The organism is Paenibacillus filicis, assembly GCF_038070315.1.
GTDB lineage: Bacteria > Bacillota > Bacilli > Paenibacillales > NBRC-103111 > Paenibacillus_G > Paenibacillus_G filicis.
Genome location: NZ_JBBPCC010000002.1, coordinates 45,868 through 66,125, shown reverse-complemented (window position 1 = coordinate 66,125; position 20,258 = coordinate 45,868). Strand labels below are relative to the sequence as shown.

General features: G+C 48.4%; 17 protein-coding genes and 2 pseudogenes. 16 read left to right on the top strand and 3 right to left on the bottom strand.

All coding sequences use genetic code 11. The features are described 5' to 3' along the window. Positions 1-2: 2 nt before the first annotated feature. The 5 genes from WMW72_RS04155 to WMW72_RS04135 all read left to right on the top strand — a co-directional run bounded on the left by WMW72_RS04155 (position 3) and on the right by WMW72_RS04135 (position 5,255). Positions 3-1,760 (top strand): ABC transporter substrate-binding protein, encoded by a 1,758-nt coding sequence (locus WMW72_RS04155; protein WP_341414157.1) that lies wholly within the window; start codon positions 3-5, stop codon positions 1,758-1,760. A 21-nt stretch (positions 1,761-1,781) separates the two neighbouring features. Continuing rightward, positions 1,782-3,110, top strand: coding sequence for an LLM class flavin-dependent oxidoreductase (locus WMW72_RS04150; protein ID WP_341414156.1), 1,329 nt, complete (start codon positions 1,782-1,784; stop codon positions 3,108-3,110). 203 nt (positions 3,111-3,313) lie between these two features. Next, positions 3,314-3,760 (top strand): GyrI-like domain-containing protein, encoded by a 447-nt coding sequence (locus WMW72_RS04145; protein WP_341414155.1) that lies wholly within the window; start codon positions 3,314-3,316, stop codon positions 3,758-3,760. Between the two features lie 92 nt (positions 3,761-3,852). Then, complete coding sequence (locus WMW72_RS04140; protein WP_341414154.1) at positions 3,853-4,425, top strand: RDD family protein; 573 nt, start codon at positions 3,853-3,855, stop codon at positions 4,423-4,425. 56 nt (positions 4,426-4,481) lie between these two features. Further along, positions 4,482-5,255 carry a siderophore biosynthesis protein gene (locus WMW72_RS04135; RefSeq protein WP_341414153.1) on the top strand — a complete coding sequence of 258 codons (774 nt, stop codon included), beginning with the start codon at positions 4,482-4,484 and terminating at the stop codon, positions 5,253-5,255. Positions 5,256-5,420: 165 nt separating this feature from the next. On the opposite strand, the gene WMW72_RS04130 is transcribed toward WMW72_RS04135, so the two are convergent. Beyond that, positions 5,421-5,657 carry a winged helix-turn-helix transcriptional regulator gene (locus WMW72_RS04130; RefSeq protein ID WP_341414579.1) on the bottom strand — a complete coding sequence of 79 codons (237 nt, stop codon included), beginning with the start codon at positions 5,655-5,657 and terminating at the stop codon, positions 5,421-5,423. Between the two features lie 294 nt (positions 5,658-5,951). Here WMW72_RS04130 and WMW72_RS04125 point away from each other — a divergent pair, with 294 nt between their 5' ends. Together WMW72_RS04125 and WMW72_RS04120 are read left to right on the top strand one after the other, a co-directional pair. Further along, complete coding sequence (locus tag WMW72_RS04125; protein ID WP_423227512.1) at positions 5,952-6,353, top strand: NmrA family NAD(P)-binding protein; 402 nt, start codon at positions 5,952-5,954, stop codon at positions 6,351-6,353. Continuing rightward, positions 6,350-6,697, top strand: a complete 348-nt coding sequence (locus WMW72_RS04120) for an NmrA family NAD(P)-binding protein (RefSeq protein WP_341414152.1) — start codon at positions 6,350-6,352, stop codon at positions 6,695-6,697. The genes WMW72_RS04125 and WMW72_RS04120 overlap by 4 nt, the downstream gene beginning before the upstream one ends. 112 nt (positions 6,698-6,809) lie before the next feature. Here WMW72_RS04120 and WMW72_RS04115 read toward each other — a convergent pair whose 3' ends face one another. Beyond that, positions 6,810-7,739, bottom strand: a complete 930-nt coding sequence (locus tag WMW72_RS04115; protein ID WP_341414151.1) for a zinc-binding dehydrogenase — start codon at positions 7,737-7,739, stop codon at positions 6,810-6,812. A gap of 128 nt (positions 7,740-7,867) precedes the next feature. Between WMW72_RS04115 and WMW72_RS04110 the strand changes: the two genes are divergently transcribed. The 8 genes and pseudogenes from WMW72_RS04110 (at position 7,868) to WMW72_RS04075 (ending at position 17,693) form a co-directional block, all read left to right on the top strand. Continuing rightward, entirely contained in the window at positions 7,868-8,782 is a 915-nt protein-coding gene (locus tag WMW72_RS04110) for an MmyB family transcriptional regulator (protein ID WP_341414150.1), read from the top strand. Between the two features lie 158 nt (positions 8,783-8,940). Further along, positions 8,941-10,385: pseudogene (locus WMW72_RS04105) on the top strand (IS5 family transposase); the annotation flags it as partial. 588 nt (positions 10,386-10,973) lie between these two features. After that, entirely contained in the window at positions 10,974-12,851 is a 1,878-nt protein-coding gene (locus WMW72_RS04100) for an amidase family protein (protein ID WP_341414148.1), read from the top strand. Between the two features lie 143 nt (positions 12,852-12,994). Beyond that, positions 12,995-13,431: pseudogene (locus tag WMW72_RS04095) on the top strand (BlaI/MecI/CopY family transcriptional regulator). Positions 13,432-13,439: 8 nt separating this feature from the next. Further along, positions 13,440-13,652, top strand: coding sequence for a hypothetical protein (locus WMW72_RS04090; protein ID WP_341414147.1), 213 nt, complete (start codon positions 13,440-13,442; stop codon positions 13,650-13,652). 82 nt (positions 13,653-13,734) lie between these two features. Then, positions 13,735-14,193 (top strand): M56 family metallopeptidase, encoded by a 459-nt coding sequence (locus WMW72_RS04085; RefSeq protein ID WP_341414146.1) that lies wholly within the window; start codon positions 13,735-13,737, stop codon positions 14,191-14,193. 27 nt (positions 14,194-14,220) lie between these two features. After that, positions 14,221-14,781 carry a prolipoprotein diacylglyceryl transferase gene (locus WMW72_RS04080; RefSeq protein ID WP_341414145.1) on the top strand — a complete coding sequence of 187 codons (561 nt, stop codon included), beginning with the start codon at positions 14,221-14,223 and terminating at the stop codon, positions 14,779-14,781. A 572-nt stretch (positions 14,782-15,353) separates the two neighbouring features. Continuing rightward, the gene (locus WMW72_RS04075; protein ID WP_341414144.1) at positions 15,354-17,693 is read left to right on the top strand and encodes a glycoside hydrolase family 30 beta sandwich domain-containing protein; all 2,340 of its coding nucleotides are present in this window, start codon (positions 15,354-15,356) and stop codon (positions 17,691-17,693) included. Positions 17,694-17,818: 125 nt separating this feature from the next. On the opposite strand, the gene WMW72_RS04070 is transcribed toward WMW72_RS04075, so the two are convergent. Further along, a complete protein-coding gene (locus WMW72_RS04070) occupies positions 17,819-18,406 on the bottom strand; it encodes a TetR/AcrR family transcriptional regulator (RefSeq protein WP_341414143.1) in 588 nt (195 codons plus the stop codon). A 358-nt stretch (positions 18,407-18,764) separates the two neighbouring features. Here WMW72_RS04070 and WMW72_RS04065 point away from each other — a divergent pair, with 358 nt between their 5' ends. Then, positions 18,765-20,225, top strand: coding sequence for a 4-hydroxyphenylacetate 3-hydroxylase family protein (locus tag WMW72_RS04065; RefSeq protein WP_341414142.1), 1,461 nt, complete (start codon positions 18,765-18,767; stop codon positions 20,223-20,225). The last annotated feature ends 33 nt before the right edge of the window (positions 20,226-20,258 follow it).

The window sequence follows — 20,258 nt, the reverse complement described above, 5'->3', positions numbered from 1 at the left end:
TAATGAGCTTCAGAACTGGCTTCAAGTGGACGAAATGGGCGGCAACAGCCGCCATCGTCAGCATGCTGGCAACCGCATGCTCCAGCGGTCCAGGGGAATCGCCTGCAGAAACAGGAGCTGCCGGGGGCGCTCAGAACACGCCTGCGGCCTCCAATGCCGTGAAGGTCGGCATTGAACCGGCCGCCGATAAGTCGAAAAATCCGAAGTCGGCGCTGAGCCGCAAGGATACGCTGGTCGTGGGTCTTGTATCCGCTCCCGACGGCAAATACAACCCGCTGCTCGGCGCATTCTGGAATACGAACGTCAACGAGTACGTATTCGCCTCGCTGGTTACGATTGACGACAAAGGTCAGCCGGTGCCTGCTATTGCGGACAAATGGGAAATTTCCCCCGATGGTCTGAAATATACATATCATTTGAATCCGAATGTCAAGTTCAGCGACGGCTCTCCGTTGACGGCTGAGGACGCCGCATTCTCCTTGACGGTACTGCATGACCCGGCCTATGACGGGCCAACCGATATTTCGCTCGCTTACGTGAAGGGCGCAGAGGAATACAAGAAAGGCTCTGCGACGACCCTCGAGGGCATCAAGGTTATCGATCCGCAAACGCTGCAGGTAGAGACGACGAAACCCAGCGCTCTTGCGCTCAAGCTGCTGGGCGGGTATGTCATTTCGAAGGCGTATTATGGACCGTCGTACAAGAAGGGCGATTTGAACGCGTTCAAAGAACTGAACGGCAAGCCGCTTGGCTCCGGTCCGTATACGTTCGTACAGGAGATCAAGGGCCAGGAGATTCGTCTGAAGGCGAACCCGCTGTATTACAAGGGCAAGCCCAAGATCGAGAACATCGTGTACAAGCTGGTGAGCGACCCGACAAGCCTGCAGTCGTTGGCCGCCGGGGAAACCGATTATCAGGCATTCACCACGTCGAGCAAAGATATTTACGATCAGTTGAAGCAGCTGGGCTTCGTAGACGTCAATACGTATGCCACGACCCAGTTTGCGTACCTGGATTTCAATACCCAAAGCACCGTCCTAAAGGACAAGCTCGTACGTCAGGCGCTGATTTACGGATTGGACAGACAAAAATTTGTGGATATCTTGTACCAAGGCTACGGCAGCGTGGCTGACCACTTGGTTACGCCGGAAGCCTGGTCTTATCCTAAGGATATCAAGGTGCCAACCTACGACAAGAAAAAGGCATCGGAGCTGCTTGACCAGGCCGGGTGGAAGGCAGGAGCGGGCGGAATACGCGAGAAGGACGGCAAGAAGCTGACGCTGCGCTACCTGAGCCGTGACAGCAGCCTGGATAAGGTGCTCATTCCGATCATCAAGGAAAATTATAATGATCTGGGCATCGACGTCCAGTTTGAAACGCTCGAATACAACGCGGTTACCGCGAAGCGCAACAAAGGCGAATATGAGCTGGCTTACTTCTTCTACAGTGCCAACGACCCTTATGATCAGTTGAGGACGTATTACAGCAAAAGCCCGGCCAATGCCATTCGAGTGGCGCAGTATCGAAACGACAAGGTGGATAAGCTGATTGAGGATAGCACGGCGCTTGTCGATCAGAGCAAGCGGATTCCGATTCTGCACGAGGTGTACCAGGAGCTGGTGAATGATCCGCCATCCTTGTTCCTGGCCAACTACAAGGTACTGTCAGGCACCAATTCCCGGATTAAAGGAATCGCTCCGAACGGGTATTATAACATTGTGAACCAGCTTGCCGTTTTGAATTATTCGATCGAACCATAATCAAAGGGGAGGGCAAGGAGCATGAGCGGTCAACGGCAGATGATCTTGAATTTTTTTCTGAACAATACGGGAGTTCATGAGCATGGCTGGAAGCATCCGAAGGCGCAGCCTGAACGGCTGACGGATCTGTCGCATTACAAGAGGCTCGTTCAAGTCGCAGAGGCTGCCAAGTTTCATGCTGTGTTTCTAGCGGACAATTTATCACTCGGCCCGTTCGCTTCCCGTCAGGGACTGGGCCTTCCCTTGGAGCCGGTTACGCTGCTGTCTGCGCTCGCAGCCGTCACCGAGCGCATCGGGCTCATTGCCACGGTGTCTGCCACGTATACCGAGCCGTACAATACGGCCCGTGTGTTCGCCTCGCTCGATCATCTGAGCGGAGGCCGGGCCGCCTGGAACATTGTGACGTCTTCCCAGAGCCTTCGCTCGCAGCTGAATTTTACCGCCAAGGAAAAGATCGAGCCCGGGAAGTATTATGAGGCTGCGGACGAGTTTGTTAAGGTAACCAAGAAAATCTGGGACAGCTGGGAAGATGATGCGCTTGTGTTGGACAAGAAGCAGGGCATCTTTGCCGATGAGGGTAAAATTCACGATGTGAATCATCACGGCGACTATCACTTCGTTCAGGGGCCCTTGAATATTCCGCGTCCGCCTCAGGGCTATCCGGTGCTGGTGCAAGCCGGGGCTTCCGAGGCCGGAAGAGAATTTGCAGCGCGGACCGCCGAGGTCGTCTATACGATGCAGCCGACATGGAAGTATGCCCAGGCCTTCTATGCGGATCTGAAGGCCAGAGCGGTGAAGCATGGCAGGCATCCCGATGAGCTCAAGATCATTCCGGGCTTCTGCCCGATCGTCGGAGAGACGGAAGCCGAGGCGAAGGAGAAGGAAGCGGAAATCCAATCCCTAGTCGACATTCATGTTGGGGTGCGCCGCATTTCCGAGATGGTCGGGTTTGATCTTAGTGCTTATCCGGTTGACGGCCCCGTGCCTTCGCTGGATGAGAGAAGCTTAAAGACGACATGGGCCAAGCTGGTCGAAAATATTGCGCTGGAGGAGAAGCTGACGATCCGTCAATTGGTTCACCGCGTATCAGGCGGCAACGGACATTTGACTTTTGCCGGCACACCGACACAAATCGCCGATCAACTGGAGCACTGGTTTCTGCAAAACGCCGCCGACGGCTTCGCGATCAGACCGCAGCATTTGCCCGGAGGGCTGGAGGATTTCGCCCGGCTGGTCGTTCCCGAGCTTCAGCGCCGGGGGATCTTTCACAAGGAATACGCAGGCAGGACACTGCGCGAAAACCTGGGACTCAAGCGCCCGGCCAATCAGTTTGCCGCTGCGCGGGTTTAAGCGGACGGGGCGCAGCATTGTCGCTTGCCATAACGGCCACTTGTTTTCCTGTACAAGGAAAACGAGTGGTTTTTTTAAACTTCGTTGTTGATCTTTACGCACTTACGTTATTCGTCCAGCTTTGAAACCATTTACAAAGCAGTAAGAATGCATTAGTATATTTTGTGGAAAATAAAACCAAAACACAAGGAGTGATATGCTTCATGTTTGATTGTGAACTTATTTCAAGAGATGCCAGTCATTTTGCTGGATTTAGCTTCTCAGGACCTTTTCCACATTCATTTCCTTCTGAAGCTGTGAAAGTTCAGCAAAAACTTGGAAGCAGAAAGTCTGAATTTACTCCGAATATAAACACAGACGTTGTTTTTAGTCCGTATTATGTGTGTGACAATCTGGCTACCTATTTTGCTTGTTATGAAGTGCCTGAAGGGAATGCGATTCCAGAAGGCATGGTGAGCTTTAAACTTCCTGGTCATACCTATGCTAAGGTGACTTGTACCAATCAAACAATCCGTGATGGGTACGGTCATGTATTGGATTGGATTCAAAAGAAAGGGCATAAACAGCTAAATGGAGCTTGCTCTATTGAAATTTTTTACATAGAAGAGGCAGACGAAGAGAAAGTTGAGCTATTCATACCCGTCGAATAACAATCCAAAGTCAATGTAATCGAGAAGATGAGAAGTTTGAATTTATTTGACGATTTCAGATATAAGATTGAACTAATGAAGGGTTGCTAAACATGGTGGAAAAACTAATAATGTCTGAAGACTTAGAAATGCTAGACGAGTCTAATAGGATATTACCTTCGCCTCCGCGACCGTGGGTCAGATTTTGGGCAAGAACATTGGACTATTATACATTTGTTTTTGTCTTAGGGTTGATTTGGGAATTCATGTTTCCTGGCTTTTTAGAACAAATAAGGTCAATTTTATTATCACTACTTTATGCTTTGGTATGGTTAATAGTTGAGGGTTTATTTCTGACCCTATTTGGAACTACACTGGGCAAGTGGATCTTTGGTATTTCTATCTTTAATGAAAACGGCGAGCGCTTAACACCGGTTCAAAGTTTTAGGCGAAGTCTCCTGGTCTGGTGGCGAGGAACAGGCATAGGAATAGGCTTGCCAAAACTGATTGCGGCGATTTTAGGACACTCTAGATTGGTTAGGGAAGGTATAACAACCTGGGACAGGGATATGGAGCTTGTCGTTGTGCATGGGAAAATTGTCTTGCTAAGATGGCTTGTAGCTGGGATTTTAATTGTTATTCCATTTGGTTTAATGCTAATCGGATATTTTGTGGAACGATACTGAACTCACATATAGATGTCATATGTCTGACGAAGAATTTCAACCTTGGGGGACTTGAAATGAATATACCTGAACAATTTATAAAGCCTTTCCCGGGATACGAAGAGGTGTTTTATGAGGATATCGAAGGTCATAAAAAACACTTTTTGCCTATATGTTCAATTAATTTGCAATGCATCTTCCCAGACCAAGATGAGTGGTTACATATCGTATCCGCAAAAGAAATACATGAAGGATGCGTGGGAGCAGATACGACGGAATATCATACCCATTATTCTAAAGAAGATATGATTGGCTTCAATGTTATTGATGGCAAATACAAGTTTGAAGCAGAATGGAAATACTTTGCCATTGAGCAGAAGGACGATACTGAAGATTCTTATGAAGTTGACAGTTTGGAAGATGCGTATCAACAAAATGAAAAGGATTATCAAAGCCGAAAGCAGTTTTATTTCAATCATGGCATGATTTATCCATACTCTAGTTTCGGCGAAGCTTTTACTTCCGCAGAAACACTGAAACAAGATTATGAGGACAAAAAAGCTGCAGGCTGGGGGCTTGGCTTTCCTGAAGTGAACGGAATCATAGATGATATTGCTTTTATGTCAGATGAGGCTAGGGAGTATATTGAAACATACAATGAATCTTTAGATGAATTGCTTAAATTTGAAAGTACTAATCTGATAAACATTCCAAAGAAGCTGAATGGGGATGTATTTACATATATCGGGTCCTTGACAGGATATTACTTTCAAGCATTTGGGGCAGATTGTGTATATTTATTTTATGATCAAGATCTAAAAAAGGCTGTTATTTGCTTCGAGTATTCTTAAGACCTTATGTATATGTAAGAATCAAAAAGGCTTAAGGGATTCTGTCTGTATTGATGCTTCATGTTCATCCATAACAAGTTTCGTCCGCTCTCCCCATTGTTCGCCCCTTTTACGCATTTGTTGGAGCATGGGGATGTAGTCCCATCCCTTGTCCGTTAACGAATACTAGACGGTTACAGGTACAGTAGGAAACACTTGGCGATTGATGACTTTATATTGTTCTAAATGGCGCAGTACATCCATCAATGATTTAATGCTGATGTTATCTATAACTCTTCGTATTTCATTAAATCTCTGCGGCCCTAGACTAAGCAAGGAGAGTACTAAAAAAGACCACTTCCCGCGAACAACTTCCAATGCATCACCAATCGAGATGAGGCAGAATTCATCCCCTATGGGCACTTTCAACGAAATCACCACTTTCTAAAATATAGTTAGTTTAATTTGTGAAATAATATAACTAAAATGTTTCTACTTTAAATTATATATTAAATAAATTAAAATACCAACAGGAACGGTATTTATTCTAAGCAAATATAATCAGATCAAGCTTTCGGAGGAGAACAGGTCATGAATGAAAGAAAGATATTGGTTTTAGGATCAACCGGACAACAAGGAGGTGCGGCAGTCAGGCATTAAATTGCCGATGGTTGGAAGGTCCGTGCCTTTACTCGCGATTTATCAAGCGATAAGGCCTTGAAACTGTCTCAATTAGGAGTCGAGCTTGTAGGGGGTGACATGAATGATCTTTCTTCTCTCGAAGCAGCGATGCAGGGGATTTATGGCGTTTTCAGTGTCCTGCTCCCGGACTGGAGCCCTTCTTTCGAATCCAACGCCAAAGAAAAGCGTATCGGGAAGGCAGTAGCGGACGCGGCTCACAAGGCGAATATTCAGCACTTCGTTTATTCCTCTGTTGGAGATGCAGAGGCGCAATCTTCATTTCGCGATGCTAAATGGGAGATTGAGCAGCATATTCAATCACTCGGTATACCGGCCACTATATTGCGTCCCGCTACTTTCATGGAGAACTTTTCGACCCATTGTCTGCTGGTATACAGAACGGAATACTCGCACAAGCCTTCAAGCGGGATGGCGTGATCCCGCTCGTAGCTGTGGACGATACTGGCGCTTTTGCAGCGTTATCCTTTCGATATCCCGACGTCTATTTGGGCAGAACCCTGGAAATTGCCGGAGACGAGTTAACACCTTTGCAAATTTCCGAAGCATTAGGCAAAATAACCGGCCCTACGATTCCTTACGTCGAAATTCCGATGGAAACGTTCCGTCATCATAACAAAATCTTGGCCAGCGTTTTTCAATGGATAAGCGATGGAGGGCATAAGGTCGATATTTTAGACGTGCGCAAGAGCTACCCTCCATTAATGGACTTTGATGCATGGATAAATAAGCAAGGAAAAGCGAAGTTTGAGGCCTTATTCTAAACAGAACGTACATAAGCTTGTTCATGCATTGAGTGCGCGGAAATCCAAGGGATTACGTTGAGCAGCCATGCATTTACTTACAGGACGTATCCATTAGATTTCCGCCTCACCTTCAGATCGTAAGTACAGCTTTGCCCGTAAAGCGGCGATCAATGAATTGACGCGCCACGGCGTCGATATGCTCCCAGGATTCTTGCACCTCAATAACCGGCCGCAATTTCCCTGCTTTAACCAACCGAGCGAGCATGGCAAGATCTTGCGCAGGCGCATGGCGGTTCATTTCTTCGCCGAGAAAAAAGCTATACAGCGTCCTTCCGCCTAAACCGAGCATGTGCAAAGCAGAGGTATCTGAAGAAGAATGTCCCAGGGAAACGCAGACGCCTTGCGGGATTAACTGCGGGAAAAGAGAGGCAAGCGTAACTCCGCCAACTGAATCAATGATAAAATCATAGGGACCATTCGCAGCGATGGCTTTCGTCACGTCATCCCCGACAAAAACTTCATCTGCGCCATAAGCCATAGCTTGTTTTACCTTGGATTCGGAACGGGCAACGCCGATTGAATAAGCGCCAGATAAGGCGGCCAACTGATGAGCGAATGCACCGACACCTCCGGTTGAACCTGTAATCAACACTCGCTTTCCTAGCAAGAGCCCTCCTTTACGCAAAGCGTATAGAGCCGAGAGGCCGGCAACCGGCAAGGTCGCTGCTTGTTCGAAGGTGACCTCGTCAGGAATTTCAGCCAATGTGAGGGCAGGTGCAACGATTTGCTCCGCCCAAGCTCCCGTAAGCAAAAAACCGACCACACGACTTCCTTTCTTTGGGCCAACGCCGTTTAAGGCCTCTTGTCGTACAATACCGGAAAAATCCCAGCCGGGCCTGCTCATTTCCTTACGCTGGATTGCGTCGACGACTTCGCCGCGATTAATCGAAAAAGCTTTAACTTCCACGATTGTCTCCCAAGGTTGCGCTTGCGGTGCCTCAACTTCCTGAATAGTGAATGGCTCTCTGATGTGCGGGTCGACAACAATCGCACGTATCATGATGATTTCCCCCTTTTCAATACATGGCGAGTTGATATATTGCGAGTTGGTATATTTTGCAGTATATCCGCGGCCACTTCATTTCTCAAGTGCAAAACTACACCTGTTTTTTTGAAAGGGGCGTACACATGACGACATCGAATTTAAATAAAGGCGCCGCCGAACTAATACGTGTACTGGACACGATTGAACGACTTCGGATACAGCGGCAGCAGACCACGGACAGGAATTCTTCCCGGATTCAGAACAAGAAACGTTTTACTCAACAGGAATTGAATGATGAGGTTTGCGGCACATACAAAAATTTGCTAACGGGACGATCTCGGCGCATGCCCGACCGTCAGACCCTGATGGAAATTGCTGATTATTTGGAATGCACAAGCGGAGAACGCAACGATCTGCTTCTATCCGCAGGTTATGTGCCGATCCCCTTGCCTTTATCTGACCGAAAATACGGCCAAGTACTGGAACAAGCCAGATCCATGATGCAACAGTTGCCTTATCCGGCGATGATCGTAACCGATGTGCTGGATATAGTCGGGTATAATGAAGCTTTCTGTGACTTGTTTGGACTGTCCGATTTTTCTTTTACGGCTAACCAGACTAATTTGTTTGATCTTCATTTCAACGAGGAGCTGCCGATCCGTGCGGGTTCTTCCTTTGACGAGAAGTCGCAGTCCCGCTGGGAATCCCATGGGATTGTCGGCATTCAATCCTTTAAGAACCGTCACCCGGCTCTATTCGTGGATTCTAGATATGCGCGTTTCCATGAGATGATGGAGAAATACGCAGAAATTCGCGAATTTTGGAATAGAGAGGCATGGACGGACGAGCAGGATTTGGAGACGGCGAAATACTTCTTGGCGCGGCTGCCATGCTCTGTAGAACGTAAACCCATACGTTATAACCAACTGCACCTTTCCGTGACCGATCAAGCTTACCCGCGAATCGAATTCTTTGTACCGGCGGATGAATCCGCACGGCAAGTGTTTGCCGCATGGGGTTGTGCTATTGATTGCTCATTTAAAAGTTGGCGCAGGTAAAAGGCAAATCCTAGTTGGGTCCCCTTCAGCAGTTAAAGCGTAACCATATGGGCATTACAGCAACGACTCAAATTAACAAGTTAACTACCCGGCAAGACTATGCTCATTGATGCATGCTCTTCGAAGCAGGTTTCACTTATTTCAAAGACACCTTCCGCGGAGAGCAAACGATCAGTCTGCGGATGGGACTCGGTGCATTGATCATTCAAGAGCGCATGCAGTTGACCGACGGAGAAACCTTGGAATCGATCAGCGAAAATCCGTACATGCAATACTTCATCGGTCTGCCCGGATTTGTGATGAAGCCGCCGTTCCATCACTCCATGATGACGCACTTTCGAAAACGACTCAAGCATGTGCTTGCGGAACTTAACGAGCTCATCGCCGTAGCAGGCGGGAAGGACTCGAAGGAAGATGACGACAATGACACAAGCGGCGGCGGTAAAGTGAAACAGTCAAAGAAGCGCAAGCTTGCTGCTATCGAGGCCGAACAGCAAATGATGTTCATGGAATCGTCAGGTGCAACTCAGTCTGTGGAACAGACGGTCGCGCAGCCGCAGAAGCCTGAAAAGATTGAATCTGCGTCCGAAACGCATCCTGTGGAGTCCGCCTTGGAAGCGGAATCCACTCAACCCAATCAAGGAACGGTACTGGTAGATGCCACCTGCGCACCGGCGGATATCGCGTATCCGACCGATCTGAATCTTCTCAATGAAGCGCGTGAGAAGCTCGAAGCCATCATCGATGCGTTGCACGAGCCGGTGATCGGCAAAGCGGCAAAACCGCGTACCTATCGGGAAAAAGCGCGTAAGCAGTTTCTGGCGGTATCGAAGCAGCGCAGACCGGGAGTGAAAGTGATTCGTAAAGCGGTTCGGCGGCAGCTTGGTTACGTGGGACGAAACCTTTCCATCATCGCCGAGCAAGCCAAGACGCAGCCGCTCACCTTGCTAAGCCGCAAAGCCTATCGTGACTTGTTGCTGATTCATGAACTGTACCGACAGCAGTTGCACATGTACAATGCGCGTTCTCACCAGGTCGACGAGAGAATCGTAAGCATTCATCAGCCGCATGTCAGGTTGATCGTGCGCGGTAAAGCCAAAGCACGTGTCGAGTTTGGAGCCAAAATCGCAGTGAGCATGGTGAACGGCTATGCGTTCTTGGATCATCAGTCCTGGGACAACTTCAACGAGAGCACGACGCTCATTGACGTGATCGAGAAGTACCGAGCGCGCATGGGCTACTACCCGAAAGTTGTGCAAGCGGATCAAATCTACCGCACCCGTGAGAACCGGCGCTTCTGCAAAGAGCAGGTCATCCGGCTCAGCGGACCGGCGCTGGGGCGCAAACCGAAAAACGGTCCGACAAGTGAAGAAAAGCAAATCGTCAAACAGGATACAGGGGAACGAAACGCGATTGAAGGCAAGTTCGGAGAAGGCAAGCGCAAGTACGGGCTTGGCTGCATTCGCGCGCGCCTTGCAAAGACAAGCGAATCGGTGATTACGCTGCAGCTTCTGGTGATGAACCTGGAGCGCAGACTCCGCGTTCTTTTTTCTTCTTTTTCGCAATGTTTTCACGCCGGCGCCTCACCCTAAATTTCGCATAAACAATCGTTCAGCAAGCCCTATGTAGGATCATCTGGCTTAGCTTATTTGTTGTTGTTTGCCCAGAACCATTCAAGAAATAAAAGCTGTAGGCGTATAGAAGAAGAGGGCGTCCCAAAAGCCATGAAAAGGGTTGCGGGACACCTCTTTTCAATTTTCTACAACAAAATCGAAGCCAATGCCAATCGGTGCGCTAGCAGCTAGGGCATGATCGAACCGGAGCCAGTGTTTGGCTATATTAAGAACAATCGAGAATTTTGTGTTATATTCATGTTATATTATATGGCTTTCGTGGCGGGGTTAAATGAAATTATAATAAGGAACAAACACATTTGTAATAAATTATGACGTTATATTTATCGAATAAGGTATGATTTTCCAGCGGAATTAAGTTTGATCATGATTATACAAGGATTATTCTTTTAACGAAAAAGAAAGAATTAGAGTGAATATAAGAATAAATAGAAGATTTAATTCGATGAATACGTTTTTTTCTTAGTTTTATTTATTTGTAAGATAAACTGACATTAAATATAATGAGGGGGAATTCACAAGCATCCAGATGACAACTTAGAAGCGGGGGAATCGTTATGTTAAGAAAATCCAGATCAACGATGATATCGGGGGTTATTGCGGGAGCCCTGCTGGTTACAGCTCCACTATCTGCCTTGGCAGCAGCGGTGCCGGGTTCATCCGAGCCGATTACTTCGCAGGAGGTCGTTGCGCTGCTCAGCGCTGCTGGTTCCAAGGCCGGAAGCTCCTTGTCGTTCCAGATGAACAGCACGGGTACCGTAACCCGTGAAGCATTGGCCGTCATGCTGGGTAGCTCGCTGAAGCTGACGGATGCCAAGGAGCCATTCGCAGATGTTCCCGATGATTCCATTGCTGCAGGAGCCATCGGCGCTCTGAGGGAGAAGCAGCTGCTGGAAGGGACCAGCGATGACCGCTTCGAGCCTGAAGCTTACTTGACCAAGGGACAGGCGCAGGTAGTCGCGGACCGGGTCTATGCCTATCTCAAGCCCTTCGATGTCATGGAAACCACGATTGCCGACATTCAGAAGGCTGTAAGTCAAGGGAAGCTGACCTACAAAGAACTGACCCAGCAGTATCTCGATCGGATTAACAAATATGACGATCAGGGGATCAAGCTGAACGCCGTGATCACGGTTAACTCGGGCGCTTTGCAGACGGCTGAAGCACTGGATAAGGAACGGGCAGAGAAGGGAGTTCGCGGACCGCTGCACGGTATTCCGATTATTGTCAAGGACAATTATGCCACAGGCGACCTGCTTACAACGGCTGGATGTTTGTGCCTGAAGGATGCGGTGCCGACTCATGATGCGGAGATGGTGAAGAAGCTCAAGGATGCTGGTGCTATTATTATCGGCAAAGCGAATTTGGATGAGTTCGCGCTCAACATCACCGGGGTTAGCTCCCTGGGCGGACAAACCTTGAACCCTTATGCTCTGGACCGCAATCCAGGGGGTTCCAGCGCAGGCACCGGGGCAGCGGTAGCCGCCAACTTCGCGCTGGCGGGTCTAGGAACGGATACAGGCGGTTCTATCCGGATTCCATCCTCGTATAACAGTCTGGTCGGTATTAGGCCGACGGTAGGCTTGACCAGCCGTGACGGCATTATCCCGCTGGCACTGACTCAGGATGTAGGCGGGCCAATGGCACGCACCGTCACAGATGCCGCTATTCTGCTGGGAACATCTGCGGGTTATGACGCTGACGATGTAGCCACGGCCTACGGTGTCGGACGTTCCAAGACGGATTATACGAAGGACCTGGATGTCAATGGCTTGCAAGGCGCCCGGATCGGGATCGCCACCGAGCTTATCGGAACGAAGCCGTCCGAGCAGCCGGTCAGCAATCTGATTAACGTAGCGGTTGAGGATATGAAGAAGCTGGGGGCTACGGCCGTTCCGATCACGATCCCGAATCTGGCGGACATTATGAAGTATCCGAGCCTCAGCGGTTATGAATTCAAGTCCCAGCTGAATGATTACCTGGCGAAATACCAGCCGAATGCTCCCTTCCATACGTTGACGGAAATTATCAATTCGGGGCAATTCTACAAACCGAATGAAGCGACTTACAAGCTGCGCGATACCCGTGATCTGGAATCCCAGGAGTATAAGGACATTGTCTTGAAACGGACCAAGCTGACGCGCGATGCGCTTCTGAAGGTGATGGCCGATAATAACCTGGATGCGATTATCTATCCTTCCACCTCCGAAACGACGGTCGTACTGGGCGAAGCCTCCAAAGCAGGCAGCAACAACCGCCTGAGCCCATACAGCGGCTTCCCGGCGATCTCCGTCCCGGCCGGCTTTACGGAAGAAGGCCTGCCAGCCGGTATCGAATTCCTGGGCCGTCCATTCGACGAGTCCACCCTGATCAAGTTCGCCTATGCTTATGAGCAAGGCACGCATAAACGTAAGGCCCCAGCACTTCTTCCATAATCATGACAATCACGACGAGTCCCCAGTTGATGGGGGCTCGTTTATTGTTCACCATACATAGTGATCGTTAGTCATGATCCAGCTAAGATTGACAACTTACAGTCGTTATACTACAACTCGTAGTATGATGGAGTGTGAGGGTTATGAAGATTAAAAAACTGAATGTGAGCTGGGGGGGGCCTGAATCGCTTTTTTGGGCCGCTCGAAGCGAGAATCATGGACATTCTCTGGTCTTCCGCGGTTTGAGGATTAAGGAGGTGCAGTCGATCCTCAATCAGGAAAGTCCGATTTCGGTTAATGCGGTGATGACGGTGATGAGCCGACTGCAGAGCAAGGGGCATCTTGTGAAAGTACAGACCGGTTCGGGCAGAACCCAGGCGGCTCAGTTCAGTCCAGTCCAGTACAGTCAAGAGAACAGTTTCTTTCCGAGCAGACCAAAGCGGTATCACAGGGACTTATACAGGAGTTCGGAAGCTTGGTCATTAATCACATGATCGATGCGCTTGACGATGTGGATCAGGAGACGATCGATAAGCTGGAACGCAAATTAAGTGAAATCAAAAAAGGGAACAAGAAATGAGTCCTCCAATGAAGCTGAGGTGGATCTACGCGCTGGTGGTCGTTTTTATTGCCTTGTTCAGCTTGCAGATGGGACTCTTCGCTGCGCGTCAACTGGGAGGCGGTGGTCCAGGTGCAGCTCACTTCACCTTACATGGTATTCGATCTCATAATCGGGTACACGCTCATTCGGGCGATCTGGCGAACTGTTGCACAGGCGTATTTATCTTAGAAAGCGCATAAGCTGTTCCGTTCCAACAGGCATGACAAGCTAACCAAGCGTCTTAACTATACATACCGCCGCTTGGGAACGGAGCTCCTTGTTGTGCGAGACGAAGGATTCGTCGCACTGGCTATCGGAATGCGAAAACCGATCATCGTGATTTCCACCCAGGTCCTCGAAACGTTCAGCAGCGATGAAGTGAAGGCTATTCTGCTGCATGAGTGGCATCATTGCCGCAATCTCGACAATGTAAAAATGTTTCTAATGACGCTGCTGACGGAAGCATTTGGGTATTGGCCGATTATGAAGCCGGTATTTCGCTATTATCAAATATGGACGGAGCTGCTCGCAGATCGCTTTGCGATCCATCAAATGGGGACGGAGCTGCATTTGGCCAGCTGTCCAAGTGGAGGAAGTCGCAGCATACGGCTGCCGTTCATTTTGCGGCATCTGCGATGCATTATCAAATCTTGCAGGTGCTTGAGCCGGATAAGCCGGTATCGGTCAAGATATCGTTGCTTAGACCACTACTGGCATCCTTTTCGTTGCTGCTGCTATTGATGAAGGGCGGGGATGGTGCCTTATGTGATGGGTGGTGCGATTGTATCTGCACGTATCTGGCATGTTTTCTTTTTTCAATGGGAGTATTACTCGAAGCATCTTATGGAAGTTTTCTATATCTGGCAAGGCGGTATTGCGATCCAAGGCGCTTTAATCGGTGGCTTCATCGCTTTGAACTTCTATACGAAGAAGCACCGTTTATCCTTCTGGGAGCTTGCGGATATGATCGCCCCGGCGATTGTATTAGGTCAGTCGCTGGGCAGAATTGCTTGTTTACTGAATGGAGATGCATACGGCTCGCCAACCGGATTGGGCTTCGGCCTTGTGTATCCCGAAGGTTCGATGGCTTACGATGCTTATGGATCTCAACCTCTCTGGCCTGCAGGGGTATTATTCCTGACATACAACATCATGTATTCGTTCGGGCGATTTAACTTGGAGTGGCTGCGGGGGGATTCGCCTCGCTATACCTTTCATTGGACAGCCGGACAATGGACGAGCTTCGGTGTTATCCTGCTCAGCTTATGCATGATGGTTTTCCTTGTCATGCGTGAACGTAAGCAGGTGCAGATTTCACTGAATTCATGAGAAATGGTAACAAAGCCCATATTCGGTCTATGGGCTTTTCGTGTCGACTGTAATCGACAATTTCGATAGATTAATCTTTTTTTGCAGGCTTCGTGATTATTAGATCTTTATGCCTGTTTTTGGGCAATTTTTGTGCTGTCGATGGAGAAAAACATGATCGTACATCAAGGTAATCCAACAGGACTATCTTCCGTTAAGAATCCCACAACCTAAATAAAACCAACCTGGTTTCTTAAGTTTACCGCTTTTAAATCCCAATTTCTTTTCATATGATAGGATCTGTCAACTACGAAAATACTTTCGGAACCTAAATGCGCATGGAGGAGTGTGGATAAAAAATCACCGTTTGCAAGCGCTTACTTATCGGAAGTGAAAGGTGAAGTACAATCAAATCTAAAGAAGGTGGAGCTGAAAGCCAAAAGGCAAACGATAGCCGGGCATCGCATGGTGAACGATGACAGCAAGCCTAAGTACTTCACGATGGGTATGACGGGATGAGTGCTTATTAAATCAGCTGAAAGGAATGAATGATCTTGATGAGAAGTAGAAAGAGAAAGATATTATCTGCAGCTGTGAGTTTAGCGCTTCTGCTTGGAAGTGTTCCTGTATCCGCTGCAACACCGGAGAAAGTAATCCCTGTGTTAGGCTCCTATTCATCTGGTACAAACATTCAATGGGCACCGCTGAGTACCGTAAACTTTGAAAAAGATACGGGTGCAACGGCAACGGTGAATATCTCCGTCGATCCGTCTACCCGGTATCAGGAATATCAAGGTCTGGGCGTCTCTATAGATGAAACCAGCGTATCCAACCTGTGGAAGCTTAGTAAACAAGCTCGTGAAGAAGCCATCAAGAAAATGGTCGACCCTAAGGACGGGGCAGGCATCGGACTGTTCCGAATTACGATCGGCAGCCCGGATACCATCGAGCATTTGCCTTTCTGGTCCTACAGTGAGCTGCCAGAGGGTGTAAAGGACGACTTCGATCTTAAATATTTCTCCATTCAAAAGGATATCGATTACCATATCATTGAAACGATCAAATTAATTCAGTCGTATAACCCGAACGCCCAGTTTTTCGCTTCCGCCTGGAGTGCACCGGCCTGGATGACAACGACCAATACCTTCACCGGTTATGTATTGCCCAAGCCTGGCAAGCCCAACGAGAATTATCAAGCGTCCAAGCTGAGGGACGACTGCATCAATGTATTTGCCCGCTATTATGCCAAATTTATTCAAGCTTACGGAGAGCATGGCATTAACATTTCGGCCATTACCTTACTGAACGAGCCGGGCATGGATGTCGTGTATCCGGCGATGGACATTAGCATTGAGCAACAACAGAAGCTGTCTCTGGAAATCAAGAAAGTGTTTGCGGAGAATGGTCTTGACACGGAACTGTGGGTTCACGATTTCAATTTCTGGGATTGGAAGGATCCGAACAGCACAGAAACCAAGAATTATTACAGAATCTATGAAGATTCCGCTGACGGAAAAATTAAGGGCAAAGATGTCTTGAATGCTACAGATGGTATCGCTTTCCACCCTTATTGGGGGAACGCCAGCGTGATGAAAGATGCCGCTCTGGAATTTAAAGGGAAAGGTATTCATTTGACGGAGAGCGGTTCTTTCAGCTCTTCAACCATCATTGACTTTTTCAATCAGTATATGAACAGCTTCACGGGCTGGACGCCTGTTACAGACCAGAACGGTGGTACGCTGCACTGGACCGATGCGAGGAATAACAATATCGATTGGACGAAGGTAAATCCATCTTGGAAGAATCGCATGCTCGTTACCAATCATAGTACGGGTGTGGCGTCTTTCACCAGCGACTTCTATACATGGGGACAATTCGGCAGATACTTGGAGCAAGGCACGGCTAAACACAGTGGTGCTGTCAGGGTCGACTCCACACCAGGCACGCAGAGCAGCGTATCCCATGTCACCTTCCAGAATCCTGACGGTGAAATCGTGATGGTGATCAGAAATAGCAATAGCGCATCCCGTACGGTTAAAGTTAGCTTGAAGGACAAATCCTTTGTCCAAACCCTCCCCGGCAGTTCCACATCTACACTTCGCTGGTATCTGGAGGATGCGACCAAGGGCTCGGCTGTCTTGGACGGACCAGTTAACGCAGTGGCTGGAGGCACGTTCTCGCTCAATTTCGGATTGGATGGTGTCGCCAAGGATGTGCTGGCGCATGACGTCACCGTTCAATACGATGCGAATGCCGTAAAATTTGTCGGGTTTGATGAACCGCCATTGAAAGAAAACTACAGCGTGCTGGAGCATAAAGATGATGGAAAAGGCAAGCTGCGCTTTGTCTCGGTCAATTTGGGCGTAAAAGATACGAAGGATTTGCTGGTTGGGCTCAAATTCGCTGCCCTCCAAACGGGAACAGCCAATTTTACGGTACAGGCCCAAATTGCAAGCGATCATGAGGAATATCCGGTTAAGAGCGCAAGCCATAAGGTCAGCATTAAAACAGGCGTAGACCTGACCGCCTTACAGGCACTGATTCAACAAGCTCAAACCAAGCATGACGGAGCCGTGGAAGGTACACAAAGCGGACAATATCCGGAAGGCTCCAAAGCCGTTCTGCAAACAGCGATCAATAAGGCGAAAGCTGTTGCAGCGAACCCAGGAACTACTCAGCAGCAAGCGCAGCAGGCGATTACAGAGCTGAATGCTGCTCTGCAAACATTCCTCCAATCCGTTCGTACCGGAACTCCGGGAGATGTGAACGGGGACGACCAATTTACAATCGGCGATTTGGCGATCGTTGCTGCGGCATACGGCAAAACATCGCAAGATCCGGATTGGGATACTTACAAGAAGGCTGACGTTAATAATGACGGCAAGGTAGATATTCTTGATTTGGCCTTCGTGGCGCGGTTAATCTTGCAATAACCGCTGTCATAATTAGGTGAACTTACGCGAATAATGATACGTATTGTATCATTATTCGCGCCGTATCTCGAACAAAAAACGATCATTCCCTGAGGTTAAAGGGGATGATCGTTTTTTGTTCCTGACTAGCTTAGACCCATGGCTTCGTAAGTGCCTGACAAAGACAGGCGAGTGAGCTGTAAAGCCATGTAGCGCGGCGCATACATCATTTGCTGATCCAGCCATTTATAGATAATGCCCATGAGAGAGCTGCTCAGATAATCCAGCAACAAATCTAGCGGAACGATTAGTTTTTTCTCAGGGCTAATGTGCGAGATTCTTACATAGCAGCTGTCACGAATCAATTCCTGCAGCTTGGTGGCGAATGAAGAACGTGGCATTTTCGTGATCATCATTTTGTAAAAGAATTCGTTCTTCGCTATATGCTCAAACATCGCGATGAAATAAGGGTCAGGAACGTCAGGGCTTGGATCATATTCGTACAAGCTGATGTTGTCTTGGTGGAGAGCTTCGCTTAGAGCGGTGATATGCTCGGCTGTTATTTTGTCGAGCAGGTCGTACTTATCCAGGTAGTGCAGATAGAAGGTGGAACGGTTAACGTTCGCTTTTTCAGTAATATCCTTGATGATGATTTCGGAAAAATCTTTTTGCTCCAGCAATGAGAGAAAGGCTTCGACGATCACTTGGCGTGTTCTTTGAATGCGTCTATCCATGTTCGAATGAGCGGATGACAACGAGGTTCAACTCCTTTTAGACAACAAAATTATTGAAAATGTCGAATTAGCAACAAAATAACAATTTGTAAATAATTCCAAATTTGATCTTGGATTGATAAACTTCCCCAATAACGCACGTAGAGTAGACGATAGATCAAATCTACAATTTAAGGGCACAAGTAGTTTATTAGTTTCTTAGACAACACGATGGCGTTTAATGTCGGTTATCCGTCAAAAACCGAAGTATTGATTGTTGAATACAATAGAATACTGCCTATAATAATGAATTAAGCTCACTAAATCAATCGGAATATTCATATTATCGATCGATTTTATTGCGTAGCGAGAGGAGACCATGAGAGTGCGGGGAGATTATTTTCTAAAAAGTTTGCAGGACGGGCGCAATGTATGGCTTGGAGGGGTTAGAATCGAAGCCTTGCCCCAACATTCGGCATTCAAAGGAACCTTGGAGACCATTCGTCATTTATTTAATATGCTGGATGACCCTGATAAGAGAGAGATTGTGGGATACCAGGTACCGGGCAAGGAAGCTTATGCGCATAGCTCTTTTCTGGTGCCTTACTCGGCCGAGCAGTTGTCCCAGCGGAGCAAGTCGTTCGCGTATTGGTCTCAGGAAACACATGGAATGATGAGCCGCCTATCGGATTATGCTCGTTCCCTGGTTACCGGCTGGTACGCGGCCCGCGAGCAAATAGGCAGGTTCGCTCCGGATTTTGAATCCAAAATCACGGCCTATTATGAACTGGCAAGGGATAACGACCTATTCCTAACTACGGCCATTATCGACCCGCAAATTGATCGGTCCAGCGGTCTGGAGGATAGCCGTATCGCCGAGCGATTCCTGCATGTGGTGAAGGAAACGAGTGAAGGCATTGTGATACGGGGAGCTAAAATGATTGCTACCGGAGCTCCTTATACCCATGATTTTGTCGTATTTTCTTTTTTGAATTTCAAAGCTGATGAAAGTAAGCATGCGCATGTTTTGATAGTTCCAGCGAATTCACCAGGGCTTCATATCGTTTGTAGGGAGTCCTTTGCTGATAACAGGGAGCAAAGCCATATTCTAAGCTCCAGATATGAGGAAATGGATGCCGTGCTATTCTTCGAAGACGTGTTTGTGCCTTGGGAACGGGTGCTGCTGCACGGTGATTCGGAGAAGGTTTTAAAGCTACGCGGTAATAAAACAGCCAATTCGCTCGCCTTTCACCAGAATATTGTGCGTTACGTAGCTAAGCTGGAATTCGTGACTGGAATCGCGTTCGCGGTGACGGAAGCGATCGGGGCCACCAGCTTCCTGCATGTACAGGAGAAGCTTGGCGAACTGCTGAATCAGATCGATGTGATGAAAGCCTTGGTCATCGCCTCGGAAACGCAAGCGAAGCCGGATGAAACCGGGGTATGGATTCCCGAGCTCTCCTACATTGATACGGCCCGAAGCATCGGGACGAAGTTTTATCCGCGAGCAATAGAGATCTTGCAGCAAGTGGGCGGCGGTGGTTTCGTACAGGCTCCGTCGGGTGTGGAGGATTTCTACGGGCCGATTTCCAAGCTGATGCATCTTTATTTCGAAGGGGCGTCTGTCAGTGCCGAGAAGAAGGTGCAGTTGTTCAAGCTCGCTTGGGATTTGATCGGAAGCCCTCTGGGGGCAAGGCACGAGCTATATGAACGCTTCTACGCCGGTGATCCGGTTCGCGCTTATGCCAATCAGTATCTGGGAAGCAATAAAGAGCGGTTGACGGACCCGATATGGAAGCTGCTCAAAGAAGCAAGCAAGCGAGGCGCAAGCTTTGTATAAGACAAAACCACTACTTGCAAGGGAAGGGATGGG

What these genes read in the sequence shown, in the direction of transcription:
- WMW72_RS04145 (WP_341414155.1), top strand. Translation starts at nt 3,314, where the DNA reads ATGTTTGATTGTGAACTTATTTCAAGAGATGCCAGTCATTTTGCTGGA.
- WMW72_RS04140 (WP_341414154.1), top strand. Translation starts at nt 3,853, where the DNA reads ATGGTGGAAAAACTAATAATGTCTGAAGACTTAGAAATGCTAGACGAG.
- WMW72_RS04150 (WP_341414156.1), top strand. Translation starts at nt 1,782, where the DNA reads ATGAGCGGTCAACGGCAGATGATCTTGAATTTTTTTCTGAACAATACG.
- WMW72_RS04090 (WP_341414147.1), top strand. Translation starts at nt 13,440, where the DNA reads ATGAAGCTGAGGTGGATCTACGCGCTGGTGGTCGTTTTTATTGCCTTG.
- WMW72_RS04080 (WP_341414145.1), top strand. Translation starts at nt 14,221, where the DNA reads ATGGGTGGTGCGATTGTATCTGCACGTATCTGGCATGTTTTCTTTTTT.
- WMW72_RS04070 (WP_341414143.1), bottom strand. Translation starts at nt 18,406, where the DNA reads ATGGATAGACGCATTCAAAGAACACGCCAAGTGATCGTCGAAGCCTTT.
- WMW72_RS04110 (WP_341414150.1), top strand. Translation starts at nt 7,868, where the DNA reads ATGACGACATCGAATTTAAATAAAGGCGCCGCCGAACTAATACGTGTA.
- WMW72_RS04155 (WP_341414157.1), top strand. Translation starts at nt 3, where the DNA reads ATGAGCTTCAGAACTGGCTTCAAGTGGACGAAATGGGCGGCAACAGCC.
- WMW72_RS04100 (WP_341414148.1), top strand. Translation starts at nt 10,974, where the DNA reads ATGTTAAGAAAATCCAGATCAACGATGATATCGGGGGTTATTGCGGGA.
- WMW72_RS04115 (WP_341414151.1), bottom strand. Translation starts at nt 7,739, where the DNA reads ATGATACGTGCGATTGTTGTCGACCCGCACATCAGAGAGCCATTCACT.
- WMW72_RS04065 (WP_341414142.1), top strand. Translation starts at nt 18,765, where the DNA reads ATGAGAGTGCGGGGAGATTATTTTCTAAAAAGTTTGCAGGACGGGCGC.
- WMW72_RS04135 (WP_341414153.1), top strand. Translation starts at nt 4,482, where the DNA reads ATGAATATACCTGAACAATTTATAAAGCCTTTCCCGGGATACGAAGAG.